This window comes from Pseudomonas sp. IC_126, from assembly GCF_004331835.1.
GTDB lineage: Bacteria > Pseudomonadota > Gammaproteobacteria > Pseudomonadales > Pseudomonadaceae > Stutzerimonas.
The window spans coordinates 389,653-408,887 of record NZ_SJSS01000004.1 but is presented as its reverse complement, the minus strand read 5'-3'; the positions used below and the strand labels follow the sequence as shown (position 1 = coordinate 408,887).

Genomic DNA, 19,235 nt, shown 5'->3' with positions numbered 1-19,235 from the left:
GCGCTTGTGTCATGTGCGCCTATGCCGAAAACTCCCACCTTTCGTGAAATACCGCTCTAGCATCGGTGTTTCACGATCCTCATTCCAATAAAGGCCAGCCGCCGGCGCTCCGTTGCCGTGATGAGCGGGCCATTCACGTTGAAATGGACCGACCGCGCGTGTTGGGTCCGATCACGATCGATAAAACCACTCGAACGGTGCTTACGAGGCGCCGAGGTCGAGCTTTTCCTATTTGGGGGACAAATGTTCAAGTCTTGTGTCGCTGCGCTGGTCGTAGCCCTGTATTGGTTGAGTGCCCCGGCTACAGCGGCTGAAGGGGAACCCTTCGTCATCAAGTTCGCTCACGTGGTGGCCGATGACACGCCCAAGGGCAAGGGGGCGTTGCTGTTCCAGAAGCTGGCCCACGAGCGCCTGGCCGGCAAGGTGAAGGTCGAGGTGTATCCGAACTCGACGCTGGTCGGCGATGCCGACGAAATGCAGGCGCTGCTGAACAACGAAGTTCAGATCCTTGCGCCTTCGCTGTCCAAATTCGGCCAGTACACGAAGAAGCTGCAGGTATTCGATCTGCCGTTCCTGTTCGACGATCAGGCGGCGGTTCAGCGGTTCCAGCAGCGCGAGATGAGCCGTGAATTGTTGCGCTCGATGGCCGGCTCCGGCATCTATGGCCTGGCGTACTGGAACAACGGCTTGAAGCAGTTTTCCTCCACCCAGGCCCTGCGCCTGCCCGAAGATGCCAGCGGGCTCGCCTTCCGCATACAGCCATCGGCGGTGCTGGAAGCGCAGTTCAACGCGGTTGGGGCCAAGCCGGTGGTACTGCCCTTCGCCGACGTATACAAGTCGCTGCAAAGTGGTGTGGTGCAGGGCGCGGAAAACCCCTGGTCCAACATCGCCAGCCAGAACATGCACAAGGTTCAACCGTTCATCACCGAGAGCAATCACGGTGTGCTCAATTACATGCTGGTGACCAGTTCTAAGTTCTGGATGAGCATGCCATTCGCGGTGCGCTCAGAGCTCGAAGGCATCATCCTCGAAGTGACCCAGGCGGTGAATCGCGAAGCGGCGGCGCTTAACCAGCGCGACCGTGATCGGATCCTCGCGAGCGGCAGCAGCAAGCTGATTACCCTCACGCCCGAGCAGCGCCAGGCCTGGCGCGAGAAGATGATGCCGGTGTGGCAGTCCTATGAAGCGGAGATTGGCGCCGACGTCATCCGTGCGGCGCTGACGGTGAATCGCAAACACTAAGGCTGTTCCGTCCGTCGCCGTCGCGACGGACCTCACGACATCCGCTCGCCGGCATAGCACGTCGGCGAGCTCGGCGCACCGCGGCGCTCCAACTCTTCCTCCAGCCATTCTGCCAACACCCGCGCATTGTTCTGCTGCTCGTCGCGAGCGGCGTAAAGCAGCGTCAGCGGGCCCTTCATGGCGATGTCCAGCAACGGCCACCAGTGCTCTGGGTGGGCGGCCAGCTCTTGGCGATAACGCTCATGAAAGGCATCGAAGCCCAACCCATCATGCTTGAACGCTTGGCGCAGCGCCGCCGAGGGCGCCAGTTCCCGCAGCCAGTTGTCCAGCGCCAGGTCTTCCTTGCGCAGGTTTCGTGGCCAGAGGCGGTCGACCAAAACGCGGTATCCATCGCGGGTTTCGCAGGCCTCATAGGCGCGTTTGCAAAGAATCATCGCCTGCCTCCTAAGGTTTCGGAACTAAATCGGATTAGGGTTAAAAATACTTATATACAGGTAGTAAATACCCTTAAAGGCAAGGTTTATATAACCCGTTATATTGCATCTTATTGATTAATAAAGATTAAAAAGCGGCACGCTTCGTGACTAAGAGTAAGGGAAACATAACGCGTATAAGGAGCATCACATGAAGAATCTAGTCGCTTTGGTTGCCGGTGCAATGTTACTGACCAGTACGCTGGCGGGTGCCGATGAGGTCGTGGAGGCTCGCCAGGATCGAGTCGTGGGCGGCGGGTTTGGAGGGCTCAGTGGTTTCATGCTGGGCGCGGCAGCCGGACCGATCGGCGCATTGATTGGCGGCGGGCTGGGTTATCTCGTTGGTCAAGGGGCGCAGCAGGCGGCCGGTCTCGATCAGACGCTCTACATAATCGAGGCCGAAGATGGCAGCCAGTCCCAGGTGCGGAGCTCGGCGAACGGCTTCGTTGTCGGGCAGCAAGTCGAGCGTGATGGCGCCAAGCTGACGGCGCTGAATCGCTGAGTACGGGCGGCTATCTTCGATGCCGTAAGCGACTACAGCGAAGCGGAGACAGATCCTAAACTGGCCGGCAGGAACCGAAGGAGCCGCGATGAGCTATTCCCTGTTGCATGTGATTCACCTGCTGGCGGCCATTTTCTTCATCGGCGCGCTATTCGTTGAGGTGCTGGTGCTTCATCAGGTTCGCCAGCAGATCGAGCCGAATCTGATGCAGAGCGTTGATAAGGCCGTCGGTGCGCGCCTGAGAGTGGTGCTGCACTGGGTCGTGCTGTTCGTCTATGGCGCCGGCATCGGTCTGGCCTGGCATCACCGTCATGCACTGGCTAATCCTTTTGCGAGCAGTTTCGCAACCTTGCTCTCGTTGAAAATCCTGCTGGCGATCGGTGTGTTCTTCACCTTCGGTATGGTCGCCATGCTGTTGCGCAGCGGACGCATGACGCCAGCGCGTTATCGGCGCATCCAATGGGCGATCTTCCTGCAGATGATCGGCATCGTGTTGCTGGCCAAGGCGATGTTTTACCTGCATTGGTAATCCACCGGGTTACGCCTTTGGATCGTCGGATTACCCTACAGCATGGCGAATTCGCTACCGGATAGACCGTAGGGTGGGCTTTAGCCCACCATTTTGCTATTCCGAGCTACCGGAGCCCGCGATGTTCGCCTTCGGATCGTCGGATTACGCCTTCGGCTAATCCAACCTACGTTGACTGGACATCGCAGGTGCTTTGTAGATGAATCGCCGAAGGCGCTTCCGTCGTTTACCGCGAACGACGATGTCGCGTTAGCAGGTTCGTGGCAGACGAAGAATGACTTTGATCAACGGCGCATATGCTTCGCGTGCCGTTGATTGGCGCCAATTCAGCCGCTGTACCTTCGTTGCCTTCCCGGCTGCTGCGTCTAAGGTGGATGCTTCACATCCGGATCGGCAGAGGTACCGCATGAACTTCGCCTATAGCCCGCGCGTGGAGACGCTGCGCCAGCAACTTCTCGCCTTCATGGATCAGTACATCGTGCCGCGTATCGGTGCCCGGCACGATGAGGTCGCGGCGGGGCAGTATCCGGTGTCCTTCATGGAAGACTTGAAGGCGCTGGCGCGCTCGGAAGGTTTGTGGAATCTGTTTCTTCCGTCACTTGGCGCGGACGAGCCGGGCATGGGCCTGAGCAACCTCGAATACGCGCCGCTGGCGGAAATCATGGGGCGCGTGCAGTGGGCCTCGGAAGTGTTCAATTGCAACGCGCCGGACACCGGCAACATGGAGCTGCTGCACCTGTTCGCCAGTCCTGAGCAGCGTGAGCGCTGGCTCAAGCCCCTGCTCGAAGGCCAGATCCGTTCGGCCTTCGCCATGACCGAGCCGGACGTGCCATCGTCGGATGCCACCAACATCCAGACGCTGATCCGCCGCGATGGCGACGACTACGTCATCAATGGCCGCAAGTGGTTCATCACCAATGCCTCGCATCCCAACTGCAAGCTGTTGATCGTGATGGGCAAGACCGATCCCGACGCCGAAGCCCATCACCAGCAAAGCATGATCCTGGTGCCGTTCGACACGCCCGGCGTCGAGCTGGTGCGCAACATTCCGGTGATGAATCACATCGCCCCCGAGGGCCACAGCGAGCTGCTGTTAAGAAACGTTCGGGTGCCGGCGCGCAACCTGCTGGGCAAAGAGGGCGACGGCTTCATGATGGCCCAGGCGCGCCTCGGGCCGGGTCGCATCCACCACTGCATGCGATCGATCGGCATGGCCGAGCTGGCGCTGGAGCTAATGGTCGAGCGCGCTCAGGAGCGCAAGGCCTTCGGCAAATATCTGCAGCAGTATTCCAACGTCGGCGACTGGATCGCCGAGTCGCGCATCGAGATCGAACAGGCGCGGCTGCTGGTTCTGAAGACCGCCTGGATGATCGACGAAGTGGGCGCCAAGGCGGCTCGCAAGGAGATTTCCATGATCAAGGCGCTGGTGCCGCGCATGCACATTCGCGTCGTCGATCGCGCCATCCAGGTCTACGGCGCCATGGGCCTGACCCCGGATACCCCGCTGGCCGACATGTGGACGGGTGGCCGCGCGCTGCGCTTCGCCGACGGCCCGGATCAGGTGCACTTGCGCAGCATCGCGAAGATGGAGATCAAGGCCAGCGAAGCCACCCGAGGCGCCACCGCCGCCTATCTCACGCCGCCTGGCCGAGCTTGAACGGGTCCGTTTAGGGGAACGCAGCCTCGTCTAGCGCGAGGCCTCCGCCGGAGCCTGCACGGCATGGATGCTAGTCAAGATCGCTGAGGTTCGAGGGGCAACAGAGGGCACTGGACGCTTCGTTGACATGGCTCAAGAAATCAGTCGTCAGCGGTAAGGTTGATCGCGGTCAAGGGTAGGCCTGGGCTGCGTCACTACCATGCTTCCTACATTCCTTGCTGGAAGTGGAACAGTGCTCATGAAGCCCCAACGCAGTACGTCCGTTATCGCCGGCAATTGGGGGGCGTACCTGCTGATCGCAGTGTTCCTCATGGTCTGCAGCCTCACGCTGCAAGCCAAAGAGTACGAAGCCGAGCAACAACGCATCGAGCTGTTCTTCCCGAACGTAACCCAGATATCCGAGCCCGAAGGCGAGTATCAGGTGCGCACCCTCACCGATGGCGCCGGCACCGTCTACGGTTATGCCTTTCAGAGCGTCAACGTCACCGACATTCCGGCCTATTCCGGCAAGCCGCTGAACATGCAGGTGCTGCTCGATCGTGAGGGCCTCATCGTCGATGCCTACGTTCTGGAGCACCACGAGCCCATCCTGCTGATCGGCATTCCCGAGCAGAAGCTGCATGATTTCACCGCGAAATACGCCGGCATCAAGGCCGATCAGCGTGTGGTGGTGGGGCGTTCCAGCGACAAGAGCGCAGTGACCGTCGATGCCGTGACGGGCGCAACCGTGACGGTGATGGTGGTCAACGAAATCGTCATGCGCTCCGCCCATGAAGTGGCGGCGTCTCTCGGTCTGGTCAAGAGCAACCTCGACGCCAGGCAGAAGCCGGCCATCGTCCGCGAAGACGTTTACCAGCCCGCCACCTGGGCGGAGCTGACCGGCAACGGCGCGATTCGTCGGTTGCATCTGACCCATGGCGATATCAATCAGGCGTTCAAAGGCACCAAGGCCGAAGGCATCGACGAGGCGCCCGCCGAGGAAGTCGACGATACATTCATCGACCTCTACGCCCTCCACCTGAACCCGCCGACCATCGGCCGCAACCTGCTGGGCGACAATCAGTACCGCTTCCTGATGGAAGACCTCAAGCCGGGCGAACACGCCATCGCCGTGCTCGGCAGCGGCGAATACTCGTTCAAGGGCTCGGGTTACGTGCGCGGCGGCATCTTCGATCGGGTGCAGGTGCGCCAGTTCGGCAACATCCTCAGCTTCCGCGATATGGATTATCAGCGGCTCAACGACGTGTTCGCTGAAGGCATTCCGGACTTCAAGGAAATGGCAATCTTCATCCTCCGCGAAAATACTGGCTTCGATCCGGGCACGCCGTGGACGCTCGAGTTGCTGGTGCGTCGCCAGACCGGTCCGGTGGACGGCATCTTCACCAGCTTCGAGCTGCCCTATCAGATTCCCGAAGACTACATCGAGCGCCCGCAGCCGACTGCCGAGGAGCTGGCCGCCATCGAGGAAGCCAACCGGCCGATGTGGGTCAACATCTGGTACCAGAAGAGTTTCCAGATCGGCGTGATCCTGGTCGCGCTGGCGCTGCTGACGGTCATCCTGTTCATGCAGGACACCTTCGCTCGTTACCCGCACTTCCTGCGCATGCTGCGCCATGGCTATCTGATCTTCACCGTGGTGTTCATCGGCTGGTATGCCTTGGGGCAGCTGTCGGTGGTCAACGTGCTGACCTTCGTCCACGCGCTGGTGCAGGACTTCCGCTGGGAGCTGTTCCTGACCGATCCGGTGATCTTCATTCTCTGGACGTTCACCGCCGCAAGTTTGCTGCTCTGGGGGCGCGGCGTGTTCTGCGGCTGGCTGTGTCCCTTCGGCGCGCTGCAGGAGCTGATCAACGAGGCCGCGCGCAAGCTGAAGATTCCGCAGTACGACGTGCCCTTCACCGTTCACGAGCGGCTCTGGGCGATCAAGTACATCGTGCTGCTGGTGCTGTTCGGCATCTCGCTGGAATCCATGACGATGGCCGAAAAGGCCGCCGAGGTGGAGCCATTCAAAACTGCGATCACCCTCAAGTTCGACCGTCAGTGGTGGTTCGTCGCCTACGCCGTGTTCCTGCTGGTGATCAACATTTTTACCCGCAAGGTCTTCTGCCGCTACGTCTGCCCGATGGGCGCGGGGCTGGCGATCACCGGTCGCTTCCGCCTGTTCGACTGGCTCAAGCGGCGCAAGGAATGCGGCAACCCCTGCCAGCTCTGCGCCAACGAATGCGAAGTGCAGGCGATTCATCCGGATGGGCATATCAACCACAACGAATGCCACTACTGCCTGGATTGCCAGATGACCTACTTCAACGAAAACAAATGCCCACCGCTGATCGCCAAGAACAAGCGCGCTAAACGCGGCAAGAAAGCGCCGGTCGGGCCTCAGCTGATCCCCGTGCAAGTCGTGGAACCCTGAACCAGACACAACCCTTCACTTGACTGTTGGAATTACATCCCGAAAGGAGCTGACCATGAGCGACAAGGCAAAAGGTAACACCGAGGTGCTGGAAAAGAGCGGTCTGAGCCGCCGCGGCTTCCTTGGTGCGACTGCAGTGACCGGCGCGGCGGTTGCCGCCACGGCGTTCGGCGGCGCGGTGATGACCCGCGAAGCCTTCGCGGCTGCGGCGAAAGACGCAAAATCGAAGATTCATGTGGGGCCTGGCGAGCTGGATGACTACTACGGCTTCTGGAGCGGCGGCCACCAGGGCGAGGTCCGCGTGATCGGCGTACCGTCGATGCGCGAGCTGATGCGTATCCCAGTGTTCAACGTCGATTCGGCCACTGGTTGGGGCCTGACCAACGAAAGCCGCGCGATCATGGGCGAGAGCGCCAAGTACCTCAACGGTGACTGCCACCATCCGCATATCTCCATGACCGACGGCAAGTACGACGGCAAGTATCTGTTCATCAACGACAAGGCCAACAGCCGCGTGGCGCGTATCCGCCTCGATGTCATGAAGTGCGACAAGATGCTCACCGTGCCCAACGTCCAGGCGATCCACGGTCTGCGTCTGCAGAAGGTGCCGCACACCAAGTACGTGTTCGCCAACGCTGAGTTCGTGATTCCGCATCCCAATGACGGCAGCACCTTCGATATCAGCGGCGAAAACGCCTACACCATGTTCAACGTCATCGATGCCGAGAAGATGGAAATGGCCTTCCAGGTCATCGTCGATGGCAACCTGGATAACACCGATGCCGATTACACCGGGCGCTTCGCCGCTTCCACCTGCTACAACTCGGAAAAGGCGTTCGACCTGGGCGGCATGATGCGCAACGAGCGTGACTGGGTCGTGGTGTTCGACATTCCCGCCATCGAGGCGGCAATCAAGGCGGGCGACTTCATCACCCTCGGCGACTCCAAGGTGCCGGTGGTCAATGGTCGCGACGGGTCCAAACTGACCCGCTATATCCCCGTACCCAAGAACCCGCACGGCCTGAACACCTCGCCGGACGGTAAATACTTCATCGCCAACGGCAAGCTGTCGCCGACCGCCACCATCATCGCCATCGACAAGCTGCCCGAGCTGTTCGACGGCAAGCTGGCCGATCCGCGTGACGTGGTCGTAGGTGAGCCCGAGCTGGGCCTCGGCCCGCTGCATACCACCTTCGACGGACGCGGCAACGGCTACACCACGCTGTTCATCGACAGCCAAGTGGTCAAATGGAACATCGAAGAGGCGACGCGCGCCTACAAGGGTGAGAAGGTCAACTACATCAAGCAGAAGCTTGATGTGCACTACCAGCCGGGCCACATCCACGCCTCGCTGACCGAAACCAGCGAAGCGGACGGCAAGTGGCTGATCGCACTGTCGAAATTCTCCAAGGACCGTTTCCTGCCGGTCGGCCCTCTGCATCCAGAGAACGATCAGCTGATCGACATTTCCGGCGACGAGATGAAGCTGGTGCACGACGGCCCGACCTATGCAGAGCCGCACGACTGCATCCTGGTACGCCGCGATCAGATCCGTACCAAGAAGATCTGGGAGCGCAACGACCCCTTCTTCGCCCCAACGGTGGAAATGGCCAAGAAAGACGGCGTCAATCTGGACACGGAAAACAAGATCATCCGTGATGGCAACAAGGTGCGCGTCTACATGACCTCGATGGCGCCGGCGTACGGCATTACCGAGTTCACGGTGAAGCAGGGCAACGAAGTCACGGTGATCATCACCAACATCGACCAGATCGAGGACGTGTCCCACGGCTTCGTCATGACCAACCACGGCGCAAGCATGGAGATCAGCCCGCAGCAGACCTCGTCTATCACCTTCACGGCTGATAAGCCCGGTCTGCACTGGTACTACTGCAGCTGGTTCTGCCATGCGCTGCACATGGAAATGGTCGGTCGCATGCTGGTCGAACCGGCCTGAGGCAGCCCTGAACGTAGGGCGGACAAGGCGCGAAGCAGGTTCGCGCCGAGCTCGCTTTCATGGTCGCTTCAAAGCTGGCGAACCCTGATGGGTTCGCCAGTCGCATCACCCGCCTGGACGCTGAAGAAGGTAATTGGTGTGCTCGGATTTCAGGCTATTCGCTTAGGGTTTTCAGTGGCGCTTGTCGTCCACATGTTTTTTGCCGGGGCCGCGCTGGCGGAACCGCAACCCATCACCTCGCTGCCCTTGCAGGCGCTTGGGGAAAACCGCTGGACGCTGCCCGCCGGCGAATACAGCGGGCAATTTTTCATCGATCAGCCGCTGGCGTTGCACTGTGCACCCGGCGCGGTGATCGAGGCGCAGGGCAAGGCCAATGCGCTAACTATCCGCGCGCCGCATGTGACGATCGACGGCTGTGAGCTGCGCGATTGGGGGCGCGATCTGACCGACATGAACGCGGCGATCTTCATCGAGCCCAGCGCCACCGATGCGGTGATCCGTAACAACCGCCTGCAGGGGCCGGGGTTCGGTATCTGGGCCGATCGCAGCCAGAATCTGCTGATCGAAGGAAACCGGATCGAGGGCGACCTCGAACTGCGCTCCCAGGACCGTGGCAACGGTATCCATCTGTTCTCCGTTCGCGGTTCCCGCGTCGTCGGCAACCATGTCTGGAACACCCGCGACGGTATCTACATCGACAACTCCAACGGCAACCGCATCGAGCGCAACCTGTTCGAGGACCTGCGTTACGGCGTGCACTACATGTTCTCCCACGAGAACCAGGTGATCGCCAACGTCACCCGCCGCACTCGCACCGGCTACGCGCTGATGCAAAGCCGCAAGCTGACCGTGATCGGCAACCGCTCCGAACGGGACCAGAACTACGGCATCCTGATGAACTACATCACCTACTCGACCATCAAGGACAACGTCGTCAGCGACGTCGAGCGCGGCGATACCGGTGGCGACAGCATGATCAGCGGCGGCGAGGGCAAGGCGCTGTTCATCTATAACTCGCTGTTCAACACCATCGAGAACAATCACTTCCAGCGCAGCGAGCTGGGCATCCACCTGACCGCCGGCTCGGAGGACAACCGCATCGTCGGTAACGCCTTCGACGATAACCAGCAGCAGGTCAAGTACGTGGCGGTGCGCACCCAGGAATGGTCGGTGGACGGGCGCGGCAACTACTGGAGCGATTACCTGGGCTGGGACCGCGACGACGACGGTCTGGGCGATATCGCCTACGAGCCCAACGACAACGTCGACCGCCTGCTGTGGATGTACCCGCAGGTGCGGCTGCTGATGAACAGCCCCAGCATCGAAGTGCTGCGCTGGGTGCAGCGCGCATTTCCCGTGATCAAGTCGCCGGGCGTGCAAGACAGCCATCCGTTGATGGAGCCGCCTACCAGCGAACCGTTGAAGCCAGACCAGGAACCCCTTTCATGAATGCCGTTGAAATCATGGGTGTGAGCCAGCGTTACGGCAACATGACCGTGTTGCACGAGTTGAACCTGAACCTCGGCGAAGGCGAGGTGCTGGGCCTGTTCGGCCATAACGGCGCCGGCAAGACCACCAGCATGAAGCTGATCCTCGGCCTGTTGCAGGCCAGCGAAGGGCAGGTCCGGGTACTCGGCCGCGACCCAAGGACCAGCGATGTTCGTCGTCAGCTGGGATATCTTCCCGAGAACGTCACCTTTTATCCCCAACTCAGCGGCCGCGAGACGCTGCGCCACTTTGCCCGCCTGAAGAGCACACCGCTGAGTCAGGTCGACGATCTGCTCGAACAGGTCGGCCTCGCCCACGCGGCCGACCGCCGGGTGAAGACCTATTCCAAAGGCATGCGTCAGCGCCTTGGGTTGGCCCAGGCGGTACTCGGCGAGCCGCGCCTGTTGCTGCTTGATGAGCCGACAGTCGGCCTCGACCCTATCGCCACTCAGGATCTGTATCTACTGGTCGACCGCCTGCGCCAGAGCGGCACCAGTGTGATTCTCTGCTCCCACGTGCTGCCAGGCGTGGAAGCACACATCAACCGCGCGGCGATTCTCGCCAAGGGCCGGCTGCAGGCCGTTGGTAGCCTCAAGCAATTGCGCAGCGAAGCCGGCTTGCCGGTGCGCATCCGTGCCAGCGGCGTGAGCAAGAGTGAGGCGTGGCTGGAGCGCTGGAACACCGCAGGCCATTCGGCGCGGCGCCATGGCGAGGATGGCGTCGAGGTGATCGCCATCAACGGCCACAAGCTGCCGCTGCTGCGTGAACTGCTGGGCGAAAGCGAGCCGGATGACGTCGAGATCCACCAGCCGTCGCTGGAGGATCTGTATCGCTACTACATGGAGCGCGCCGGCGATGTGCAGGCGGCGGAGGGCAAGGCATGAACCAGGTCTGGAATATCGCCCGCAAGGAACTCAGCGACGGCCTGCGTAACCGCTGGTTGCTGGCCATCAGCCTGTTGTTCGCGGTACTGGCCGTGGGCATCGCCTGGCTCGGGGCCGCCGCGTCGGGGCAGGTGGGCTTCACCTCGATCCCGGCGACCATCGCCAGCCTGGCGAGCCTGGCCACTTTCCTGATGCCGCTGATCGCGCTGCTGCTGGCCTATGACGCCATCGTCGGCGAGGACGAAGGCGGCACCCTGATGCTGTTGCTGACCTATCCGTTGGGCCGCGGACAGATCCTGCTCGGCAAGTTCGTCGGTCACGGACTGATTCTCGCGCTGGCGGTGCTGATCGGCTTCGGTGGCGCCGCACTGGCCATCGCCTTGCTGGTCGAGGACATCGAATTGGGCCTGCTGCTCTGGGCATTCGGCCGCTTCATGATTTCCTCCACGCTGCTGGGCTGGGTGTTCCTTGCCATGGCTTACGTGCTCAGCGGCAAGGTCAACGAGAAATCCAGTGCCGCTGGGCTGGCGCTGGGCATCTGGTTCCTGTTCGTGCTGGTGTTCGACCTGGTGCTGCTGGCGCTGCTGGTACTCAGCGAGGGCAAGTTCAGTCCGGAATTGCTGCCCTGGCTGTTACTGCTCAACCCCACCGACATCTATCGGCTGATCAACCTGGCCGGCTTCGAAGGCGGCAGCGCCATGGGCGTGCTGTCGCTGGGCAGCGAACTGCCGGTGCCCGGTGCGGTGCTCTGGCTGTGCCTGCTGGCCTGGGCCGGGGCGTCGCTGCTGCTGGCCTATGGCATCTTCCGCCGTCGGCTGGCCTGATTTCTTCGTTAAAGGAACTGCAATGATGAATGCGTTATACGTACAGGCTTCTCGAGCGCTGGTTGCCATCTTGCTGCTGGGGTTGGCCGGCTGTAATGAATCCGAGCAGGTGGAGCAGGTGCTGGAGCCGGTCGCTTTCCATGCCAACGATGAGTGCCATGTCTGCGGCATGATCATCACCGATTTCCCCGGCCCCAAGGGGCAGGCGGTCGAGAAGGGCGGCGTACGAAAGTTCTGCTCCACGGCGGAAATGCTTGGCTGGTGGCTGCAGCCGGAAAACCGCGTGCTGAACGCCAAGCTGTACGTTCACGACATGGGTCGCAGTACGTGGGAGCAGCCTAACGACGAATACCTGATCGATGCCACCAGCGCCTATTACGTGGCCGGAACCGGCCTCAAAGGTGCAATGGGTGCGGTGCTGGCTACGTTCGCCGAGGAGGCCGCCGCACAGAAGCTGGCTTCCGAACAGGGCGGGCGGGTACTGCGCTTCGAGGAAATCGATCAGTCGGTGCTTCAACAATCGTCGGGTATGCAGCATGGCATGGCCGATGACCACAACGCTCACAGCGGTCACCAGACCGGACACTAATGAGGTAACGAAAATGATGGGTATCAGTATTTGGCAGCTTCTGATCGTGTTGCTGATCGTGGTGATGTTGTTTGGCACCAAGCGCCTGCGTGGCCTCGGTTCGGATCTGGGTGGCGCGATTAGTGGTTTTCGTAAATCCATGAGTGATGGGGAAAGCGCAACGCAGGGGGATGCGGTTAAGCAGGAGTTGAAATAAGGTTTTCGTATTTCATGGACTGGCAGGTTTGGGTGTGTTGATTGGAAGTTCTGGGTTCATAAGGGTTTATCGAGCTGCTTGATGGCTTGGTTTCGCCCTGCTGGGCGAGTCACTTTTTTCAGTCGCGAAAAAAGTAACCAAAAACGCTTGCCCCTGCATCCGGCCCTTCGCTTCGCTCCGGGTTCGTTACTCGCTTCGCTCGCCCTTCGGGCCAGCCTTCGGCTGTTACTACGCTGCGCTCCGTTTCGCTCCACCGCCGCTCCGAGGGTCGCCGTACAAGGGCCATCCATGGCCCATTACGGCTCTCGCCGCGTCCTGCGGCTCGCCCCTCTGCGCGACGATTCCGCTCACCCTCCTGACGGGGCGGCTGGTGTCGTCTGTTGGCCCGCGTATAAAAAGCGAAGCCAAAGCAAGTCCGGGTCTTAACGATCTTCCAGGCGACTCGGACCCTGTCCCCTTCAGGAGGCCGAGTGGAGGTGTTGCGCAGGGGACGAGCGGCATGGATGCCGCGAGAGGCTTAAAGGGCCATGGATGGCCCTTGTAAGCCGGGCCCCGGAGCAGCGCCGGAGCGAGGGAAGTTTTGCGAAGCAAAACCCGGATGTTGGGGTGGCCTTCTTTTTGGTTCCTTTTTCTTGGCCAAACAAGAAAAAGGGACTCGCCCAGCAGGGCGAAACCTGAAGTGTCAGCGCACTCGGTAATCGCCCTGATCTCCAAAGTGCAAGCCTAAACGAGCTGGCAGTACCAATAAGCGATACGACTGCCATCACGCTCACGCACGAAACCCCCATCCAGACTCCCTGGCACCGGGCCTAAAGCCCTGCCAACCGTCGGCACCAATGCGGCTCGGCAAAAAGATGATTGCAATCAAGTCTGTCAGAGCCTCCTAACCTGTAGAAAGTAATCCTGGCTCCGCGGTATCGGGAGCAATCACCGCTCTATCCGCCGGGACTACACCCTGCTGGCAGACACGAAGAAGTTCAGGAGGCCTTTGTGCAAGTTATCGATCGGCGAAAAGCCCTGAGTATCCCGCCCTTGTGGCGGCTCGCCTTTCGCCCGTTTTTCCTCGCCGGCAGCCTCTTCGCCATGCTCGCGATCCCGCTCTGGGTCGCCGCCTGGACGGGCTTTTGGCCCGGTTTTCAGCCAACCGGCGGCTGGCTGTCCTGGCATCGCCACGAGATGCTGTTCGGTTTCGCCATGGCCATCGTCGCGGGTTTCCTGCTCACCGCCGGGCAGACCTGGACCGGCCAACCCGGTGTGTCCGGCAACAAGCTGATGGCACTGGCCGCCGTCTGGCTGCTGGCGCGGCTGGGCTGGCTGTTCGGCCTGCCGCTGGCGCTGGTGATCCCGCTGGATCTGCTGTTCATGCTCGGCGTGACCGGGCTGATGGCGCGCATGCTCTGGGTGGTCAAGCAGAAGCGCAACTACCCGATCGTGGCGGTACTCACGCTGATGATCGGCGCCGATGTGTTGGTGCTCTGCGGTATCGCCCAGGGCAACGACGGCTTGCAACGCCAGGGCGTACTCGCCGGGCTGTGGCTGGTGGCGGCGCTGATGGCCATCATCGGCGGACGCGTAATCCCCTTCTTCACGCAGCGCGGCCTCGGTCACGCCGAGGCGGTGAAACCTTGGGTCTGGCTGGATGTGGCGTTGCTGGTTGGCACCGGCCTGATCGCGGTGCTCTACGCCGCAGGCGTCGCATTGCAACAAAATCTGCTGATCGGCGCGCTGTTCCTCGCTATCGCCGCCGGCCACCTGCTGCGGCTGGTGCGCTGGTACGACGGCGGCATCTGGCGCGTGCCGCTGCTTTGGTCGCTGCACGTGGCGATGCTCTGGCTGGTGGTCGCAGCGGCGGGGCTGGCGCTGTGGAATTTCGGCTTGCTGAACAGCTCCAGCCCTTCGTTGCATGCGCTATCGGTGGGCTCCATGAGCGGCCTGATCCTGGCGATGATCGCCCGCGTCACGCTTGGCCACACGGGGCGTCCGTTGCAGCTGCCGGGTGGCATCGTCGGTGCCTTCGTGTTGTTCAACCTCGGGGCGGCCTCGCGAGTGTTCCTGTCGGGCCAGTGGCCGGTGATGGGCCTCTGGCTGGCGGCGATCTGCTGGGCGCTGGCCTTCGCGCTCTACGCCTGGCGTTATGCGCCGATGCTGCTGAGCGCGCGGGTCGACGGCCATCCAGGCTGATCGTTCCGTACCAAGCACTGCCTGCTTATTCATTCAACTGAGAAACCGCTGCCTGTCCAGTTCCGGGACGGGCAGCCTGCGGCTCGGCGGACGCCGGCATCGGAGATGATGATGAAAAGTGAATTCAAAGACCGCCTGGCAGTCGTCACCGGCGCCAGTTCGGGGATCGGCCTGGCGCTGTGCGCGGCGCTGCTGCAACGTGGCGCGCGGGTGCTGGCCATGTCGCGCAGCCTCGGCGGCCTCGGGCAATTGATCGAAACCTATCCCGAGCACTTGCACCGGATCGCCGGTGACGTGACATCGGCGGACGATCTGGCCGCGTTGCGGTGCCGCGCGACGGAACTCGGTCCGGTGGACTATCTGGTGCCTAACGCCGGCATCGCCGAGCTGGGCGATAGCCTCGACATGGCCTGTTTCGACCGGCAATGGGCCGTCAACGGCGCCGGTGCGCTGAACACCCTGGCCGCGCTACGCACCGAACTGGCCAAGCCGGCGTCGGTGGTCTTCATCGGTACGTTCCTGGCGCGCGGGACCTTCCCCGGCCTCGCCGCCTATATCGCCAGCAAGGCCGCGCTGATCGCCCAGGCGCGCACGCTGGCGGTGGAATTCGCGCCGCTGGACGTGCGCATCAACGTGGTTTCGCCGGGACCGACCGCGACGGCGATCTGGGGCTCGCTGGGCCTGGCCGACGAGCAGTTGGAGCAGGTTGCCGAAGGCGTCAGCAAGCGCCTGCTGCCGGGACATTTTCTCGAGTCCGCGGCGGTCGCCAACGTCATCCTGTTCCAGCTGTCCCAGGGCGCCCGTGGCGTTTACGGTCAAGACTGGGTCGTCGACAACGGTTACACCATCAACTGATCGCGAGGCTGACGATGTTCAAATGGAAGCGGACCGCCCAGGATCTTCAGCAACAGCGCGATGCTCTGCAGCGGACCTGCACCGGCCAGGCTGCGCGTATCGCGGCGCTGGAAGAGCAAGTGGCGGCGGCCAACGCGGAGAGCGCCGCGGGTAAACGCCAGCTGGACTATTACCGTGGCGTGGCCGGCAACCTGGTGCGCTTCAGCGATTCGGTGGCGCACCTGGGCGACTCATTCGAATACCTCACGGGCCGGCTCGGCGACAACCGCGATCGTGCGGAGCAGGTCGCCGATGCGGCGCTGAGCAACCAGCAGCACTTCGGCGAATTGCGCAGCAAGGCTGTCGACATGGAGCGCGGGCTCAACGAGGCTTCGCAGAAGGTCGACACCCTTGCGCAGCATTCGCAGGAGATCAATGGCATCGTCGATCTCATCAGCGGCATCGCCAGTCAGACCAATCTGCTCGCGCTCAATGCCGCCATCGAGGCGGCGCGGGCCGGGGAGTCCGGTCGCGGCTTCGCCGTGGTCGCTGGCGAGGTGCGAACACTGGCGGAAAAGACCGCGCTGGCCACGGCCGACATCGTGCGCAAGATCACCGAGGTTCAGCGCGAGATCGCCCATGTGCACGACTACATTCAGCTGCAGGGCGAACTGGCCCAGGGCTTCAGCCGAACCACCGAACGTGCCGTTGCCGCCATGCGACAGCTGCATCAACTGGCTGGCACCATGCGCCAGGGCATCGAGCATTCGTCGTTCCGTGCCGGCGTCGAACTGGCCAATCTCGATGAGCTGTCGCTGAAGTTCGTCGTCTATAACCATGTGCTCGGCTCGGGCGATCCAAGGCCGTCGGCTCTGCCCAGCGAGCGCGACTGTCGCTTCGGTCGCTGGTATTACGCTCAGAGCAACCGTGGCATGCAACGGCTGGAGCAATTTCAGCAGATCGAGCGGCCCCATATGGCGGTGCATCACCAAGGGCAGCAGGCGCTCGATGCATTCGGTCGGCATGCGCTGGAAGATACGCTCACGTACCTGAGCAGGATGGAGGAGGCCAATCTGGAGGTGATGCGCATCGTCGCGGCGCTGATCCGAGAACACGAAAAGGCCGCTCAGCCGGTGACCGAGGCGTCGTAGCCAGACTGCCGGGACCGGTTACGTTCTGCGCGCGCCTGCTTGGTGCAAAAATATTGCGGGCGCGATTCAATAGTATTCATTGGCGATGTACTGGCGGCGCGCCGACAATGTCGCGCGCTTTTGACCGGTGCGACGTTTCAGTGCACCGGCCTACACAGCTAGCCTCGCGCAGCGAGCGCCGTCGGCTAGCGGAACGACCTCCCAACCAAAGCAGAAACAATGCAAGAACGCCTTCTCGACTGGTGCCGGTCTTTTGCGCCCGCGCCATTGTCCGCGCGTCCCGCTGAATGGCTGCGCGCCGCACTGGGCATTGGCCTGGCGCTGCTGGTGACGATACCTGCCTGTGCCTGGGTCTTCGGCACCTCGATTGCCCTGCCTCTCGCTGCACCGGCCGCCGCATCGGCGGTGCTGGTGTTCGTCGCCTCATCGAGCCCTTTCGCACAGCCATGGTCGGTGCTGGCCGGCAACCTGTTCGCGACCGCCGTGGGCGTGGCGCTGGGCATCAGTGGCATGCCCATCGCCACCGCTGCCGGACTGGCCGGCGCGCTGGCGATCTTCTGCCTGTTCGGCCTGCGCTGCCTGCATCCACCCGGCGCGGCGCTGGCACTGGTCGCGGTGGTGGGCAGCCCGGAGATTCATGCGTACGGTTTTCAACTGCTCTATCCGGTGGCGTTCAACTCGGCCTTGTTGATCGCGGTTGCGCTGATCTACAACAACCTCAGCGGACACGCCTACCCGAAACCGCGCCCGCAGAAGGGCAACATTCATCACACGCAGGACGCACTGCCCAGCGAGCGGATGAGTTTCAGCGAGGATGACGTCGAGCGCGCGCTGGCGGACTTCGGCGAATACGTGGACGTCACGCGCGACGACCTCGCGCAACTGATCAAGCAGACCGAAAAGCACGCGTTGCGGCGCAGCATGGGCGAGATCACCGCAGGTGACATCATGTCCCGTGACCTTTACTGGAGCACACCGGACTGCTCGATCCAGCGCGCCTGGCAGACCCTGCGCGAGCACCGTCTGCATTCGATGCCGGTGCTGCAGCCTGACAGCCACAAACTGGTGGGCATCGTGACCCTGGTCGACCTGCTCAAGCACTTCCGCCCGGCGTCCGCGCGCATCAACTTCGGCCAGCTCAAATTTCTTCGCGGCGTGCAGCTTCGCGCGATCATGAGCAGCCCGGTGGTGTCGGTGACCGAAGACACTCACATGGTCGACCTGGTATTCCTGTTGTCCGACCGGGGGCTGCACTGCTTGCCGGTGGTGGACGACGAGCAGCGCCTGGTAGGCATGATCACCCAGACCGATCTGATCGCCGCGCTCTATCGGAACTGGCTCAAGCATCTTCCGGACTGATGGCCGTGCTCACTCGATCTGGTAGTTCCAGCGCGACCAGTCGTAGTCGTCCTGGGCCACTTCACGCAACAGTTCGATCGCCTTGAACAAGGCGGGCGACTGCGCCGCGCGCGCATACACCAGATAGACGGGATAGCTGAATTCCGGCGCGTGCTCGACGCGCTTGAGCGCACCTTCGTCCAGATAGCGTTGCACCACTCGCGTGCGGAAGTAGCCACGACCACCGCACTGCATCAGGTACTGCAGGGCCAGCGGGCCCAGGCTGAACGACATCGCCGTGCGGATGTGGCCCGGCAGCGCGAGATCGTGCTGTTGGCGAAACGCGGGGCCCCAATCCACATAGACGTAGGGCTCCGCGATGCTGCAGTGCTCCACCTGGATCAGCTTTTCTTCCAGTAGCTGCTCGACCTGCAGGCCCGGCCAGTATTCGGGTTGATGCACCAGCGCCGCGTCCAGTGCGCCAAGGTCGAGTTGCTTCTGCAAGGCGGTGCCGCTGTCCACCTCGTTGCGAAGCGCGTGATCGGGCATTTCCTGGCGCAGGCGCTGGACCCAGGCAAGCATCAGTGGGTTACACAGGCTCACCTCGGCGCCGAGCGACAGCAGATTGTCGAAACCGCGCGGCAACGGCAGGTCGCGCCGCGCGGTTTCCCAGGTCTGCACCAGTTGCGTGGCATAGGTGACGAAGCGCTCGCCATCACTGGTCAGCCGCGCGCCGGCGCGGTTTCGTATGAACAGCCGACAGCCGAGCTGCGTTTCCAGACTGCGTACTCGCGCGGTCACCGCCGTTTGCGTGATATGCAGCCGCTCAGCCGTGGCGACGAAGCTGCCGCTGCGAATGATCTCGAGAAAAGTGCGGGCGAGATCTATATCCATGGTCGGGGACTCATATCAATCGGGTCGATATGAAAGCAGCTTGGAATGAAAGATAAAAGTAGATAAGCCGATAACGTCACTGG

General features: G+C 62.0%; 17 protein-coding genes and 1 pseudogene. 16 read left to right on the top strand and 2 right to left on the bottom strand.

All coding sequences use genetic code 11. The annotated features are described in order from the left end of the window. Positions 1-243: 243 nt before the first annotated feature. Positions 244-1,242, top strand: coding sequence for a TRAP transporter substrate-binding protein (locus E0D86_RS15260; RefSeq protein WP_131650880.1), 999 nt, complete (start codon positions 244-246; stop codon positions 1,240-1,242). 32 nt (positions 1,243-1,274) lie between these two features. Here E0D86_RS15260 and E0D86_RS15255 read toward each other — a convergent pair whose 3' ends face one another. Further along, positions 1,275-1,676, bottom strand: a complete 402-nt coding sequence (locus E0D86_RS15255) for a DUF488 domain-containing protein (RefSeq protein ID WP_131650879.1) — start codon at positions 1,674-1,676, stop codon at positions 1,275-1,277. A 190-nt stretch (positions 1,677-1,866) separates the two neighbouring features. Between E0D86_RS15255 and E0D86_RS15250 the strand changes: the two genes are divergently transcribed. From E0D86_RS15250 to E0D86_RS15185, 15 genes and pseudogenes are all read left to right on the top strand, one after another. Beyond that, on the top strand, positions 1,867-2,217 hold the full coding sequence (locus E0D86_RS15250) for a hypothetical protein (protein WP_131650878.1): 351 nt from the start codon (positions 1,867-1,869) through the stop codon (positions 2,215-2,217). Between the two features lie 88 nt (positions 2,218-2,305). After that, the gene (locus E0D86_RS15245; RefSeq protein WP_131650877.1) at positions 2,306-2,746 is read left to right on the top strand and encodes a CopD family copper resistance protein; all 441 of its coding nucleotides are present in this window, start codon (positions 2,306-2,308) and stop codon (positions 2,744-2,746) included. A 406-nt stretch (positions 2,747-3,152) separates the two neighbouring features. Continuing rightward, positions 3,153-4,403, top strand: a complete 1,251-nt coding sequence (locus E0D86_RS15240) for an acyl-CoA dehydrogenase family protein (RefSeq protein WP_131650876.1) — start codon at positions 3,153-3,155, stop codon at positions 4,401-4,403. Between the two features lie 310 nt (positions 4,404-4,713). Continuing rightward, positions 4,714-6,816: a transcriptional regulator NosR gene (gene nosR, locus E0D86_RS15235; protein ID WP_371924080.1), complete on the top strand. Its 2,103-nt coding sequence runs from the start codon at positions 4,714-4,716 to the stop codon at positions 6,814-6,816. Between the two features lie 55 nt (positions 6,817-6,871). Beyond that, entirely contained in the window at positions 6,872-8,773 is a 1,902-nt protein-coding gene (gene nosZ / locus E0D86_RS15230) for a TAT-dependent nitrous-oxide reductase (RefSeq protein WP_131650874.1), read from the top strand. 192 nt (positions 8,774-8,965) lie between these two features. Then, entirely contained in the window at positions 8,966-10,222 is a 1,257-nt protein-coding gene (locus E0D86_RS15225; RefSeq protein ID WP_131650962.1) for a nitrous oxide reductase family maturation protein NosD, read from the top strand. Continuing rightward, positions 10,219-11,145, top strand: coding sequence for an ABC transporter ATP-binding protein (locus E0D86_RS15220; protein ID WP_131650873.1), 927 nt, complete (start codon positions 10,219-10,221; stop codon positions 11,143-11,145). Before E0D86_RS15225 ends, E0D86_RS15220 begins: the two co-directional genes overlap by 4 nt. Further along, complete coding sequence (locus E0D86_RS15215) at positions 11,142-11,969, top strand: ABC transporter permease (protein ID WP_131650872.1); 828 nt, start codon at positions 11,142-11,144, stop codon at positions 11,967-11,969. The genes E0D86_RS15220 and E0D86_RS15215 overlap by 4 nt, the downstream gene beginning before the upstream one ends. A gap of 25 nt (positions 11,970-11,994) precedes the next feature. Further along, positions 11,995-12,558, top strand: a complete 564-nt coding sequence (locus E0D86_RS15210) for a nitrous oxide reductase accessory protein NosL (protein WP_131650961.1) — start codon at positions 11,995-11,997, stop codon at positions 12,556-12,558. A 13-nt stretch (positions 12,559-12,571) separates the two neighbouring features. Next, positions 12,572-12,754 carry a twin-arginine translocase TatA/TatE family subunit gene (tatA, locus tag E0D86_RS15205; RefSeq protein ID WP_177493057.1) on the top strand — a complete coding sequence of 61 codons (183 nt, stop codon included), beginning with the start codon at positions 12,572-12,574 and terminating at the stop codon, positions 12,752-12,754. A 990-nt stretch (positions 12,755-13,744) separates the two neighbouring features. After that, positions 13,745-14,935, top strand: coding sequence for an NnrS family protein (locus E0D86_RS15200; RefSeq protein WP_131650871.1), 1,191 nt, complete (start codon positions 13,745-13,747; stop codon positions 14,933-14,935). 111 nt (positions 14,936-15,046) lie between these two features. Then, positions 15,047-15,790 (top strand): SDR family NAD(P)-dependent oxidoreductase, encoded by a 744-nt coding sequence (locus tag E0D86_RS15195; protein ID WP_131650870.1) that lies wholly within the window; start codon positions 15,047-15,049, stop codon positions 15,788-15,790. Positions 15,791-16,179: 389 nt separating this feature from the next. Next, a pseudogene (locus E0D86_RS21990) lies at positions 16,180-16,455 on the top strand (methyl-accepting chemotaxis protein); the annotation flags it as partial. Between the two features lie 30 nt (positions 16,456-16,485). Continuing rightward, positions 16,486-16,920, top strand: a complete 435-nt coding sequence (locus E0D86_RS21985; protein WP_371924079.1) for a CZB domain-containing protein — start codon at positions 16,486-16,488, stop codon at positions 16,918-16,920. 219 nt (positions 16,921-17,139) lie between these two features. Next, positions 17,140-18,279 carry a CBS domain-containing protein gene (locus E0D86_RS15185; protein ID WP_131650868.1) on the top strand — a complete coding sequence of 380 codons (1,140 nt, stop codon included), beginning with the start codon at positions 17,140-17,142 and terminating at the stop codon, positions 18,277-18,279. A 9-nt stretch (positions 18,280-18,288) separates the two neighbouring features. Here the strand turns inward: E0D86_RS15185 and E0D86_RS15180 are convergent, their stop codons facing one another. Continuing rightward, positions 18,289-19,152 (bottom strand): LysR family transcriptional regulator, encoded by an 864-nt coding sequence (locus E0D86_RS15180; protein ID WP_131650867.1) that lies wholly within the window; start codon positions 19,150-19,152, stop codon positions 18,289-18,291. Positions 19,153-19,235 lie beyond the last annotated feature (83 nt).

Coding starts and splice junctions, on each gene's coding strand:
- nosZ (WP_131650874.1), top strand. CDS start 6,872: ATGAGCGACAAGGCAAAAGGTAACACCGAGGTGCTGGAAAAGAGCGGT.
- E0D86_RS15210 (WP_131650961.1), top strand. CDS start 11,995: ATGAATGCGTTATACGTACAGGCTTCTCGAGCGCTGGTTGCCATCTTG.
- nosR (WP_371924080.1), top strand. CDS start 4,714: ATGGTCTGCAGCCTCACGCTGCAAGCCAAAGAGTACGAAGCCGAGCAA.
- E0D86_RS15260 (WP_131650880.1), top strand. CDS start 244: ATGTTCAAGTCTTGTGTCGCTGCGCTGGTCGTAGCCCTGTATTGGTTG.
- E0D86_RS21985 (WP_371924079.1), top strand. CDS start 16,486: ATGCGACAGCTGCATCAACTGGCTGGCACCATGCGCCAGGGCATCGAG.
- E0D86_RS15250 (WP_131650878.1), top strand. CDS start 1,867: ATGAAGAATCTAGTCGCTTTGGTTGCCGGTGCAATGTTACTGACCAGT.
- E0D86_RS15185 (WP_131650868.1), top strand. CDS start 17,140: ATGCAAGAACGCCTTCTCGACTGGTGCCGGTCTTTTGCGCCCGCGCCA.
- E0D86_RS15180 (WP_131650867.1), bottom strand. CDS start 19,152: ATGGATATAGATCTCGCCCGCACTTTTCTCGAGATCATTCGCAGCGGC.
- tatA (WP_177493057.1), top strand. CDS start 12,572: ATGATGGGTATCAGTATTTGGCAGCTTCTGATCGTGTTGCTGATCGTG.
- E0D86_RS15220 (WP_131650873.1), top strand. CDS start 10,219: ATGAATGCCGTTGAAATCATGGGTGTGAGCCAGCGTTACGGCAACATG.
- E0D86_RS15195 (WP_131650870.1), top strand. CDS start 15,047: ATGAAAAGTGAATTCAAAGACCGCCTGGCAGTCGTCACCGGCGCCAGT.
- E0D86_RS15240 (WP_131650876.1), top strand. CDS start 3,153: ATGAACTTCGCCTATAGCCCGCGCGTGGAGACGCTGCGCCAGCAACTT.
- E0D86_RS15215 (WP_131650872.1), top strand. CDS start 11,142: ATGAACCAGGTCTGGAATATCGCCCGCAAGGAACTCAGCGACGGCCTG.
- E0D86_RS15245 (WP_131650877.1), top strand. CDS start 2,306: ATGAGCTATTCCCTGTTGCATGTGATTCACCTGCTGGCGGCCATTTTC.
- E0D86_RS15255 (WP_131650879.1), bottom strand. CDS start 1,676: ATGATTCTTTGCAAACGCGCCTATGAGGCCTGCGAAACCCGCGATGGA.
- E0D86_RS15225 (WP_131650962.1), top strand. CDS start 8,966: ATGTTTTTTGCCGGGGCCGCGCTGGCGGAACCGCAACCCATCACCTCG.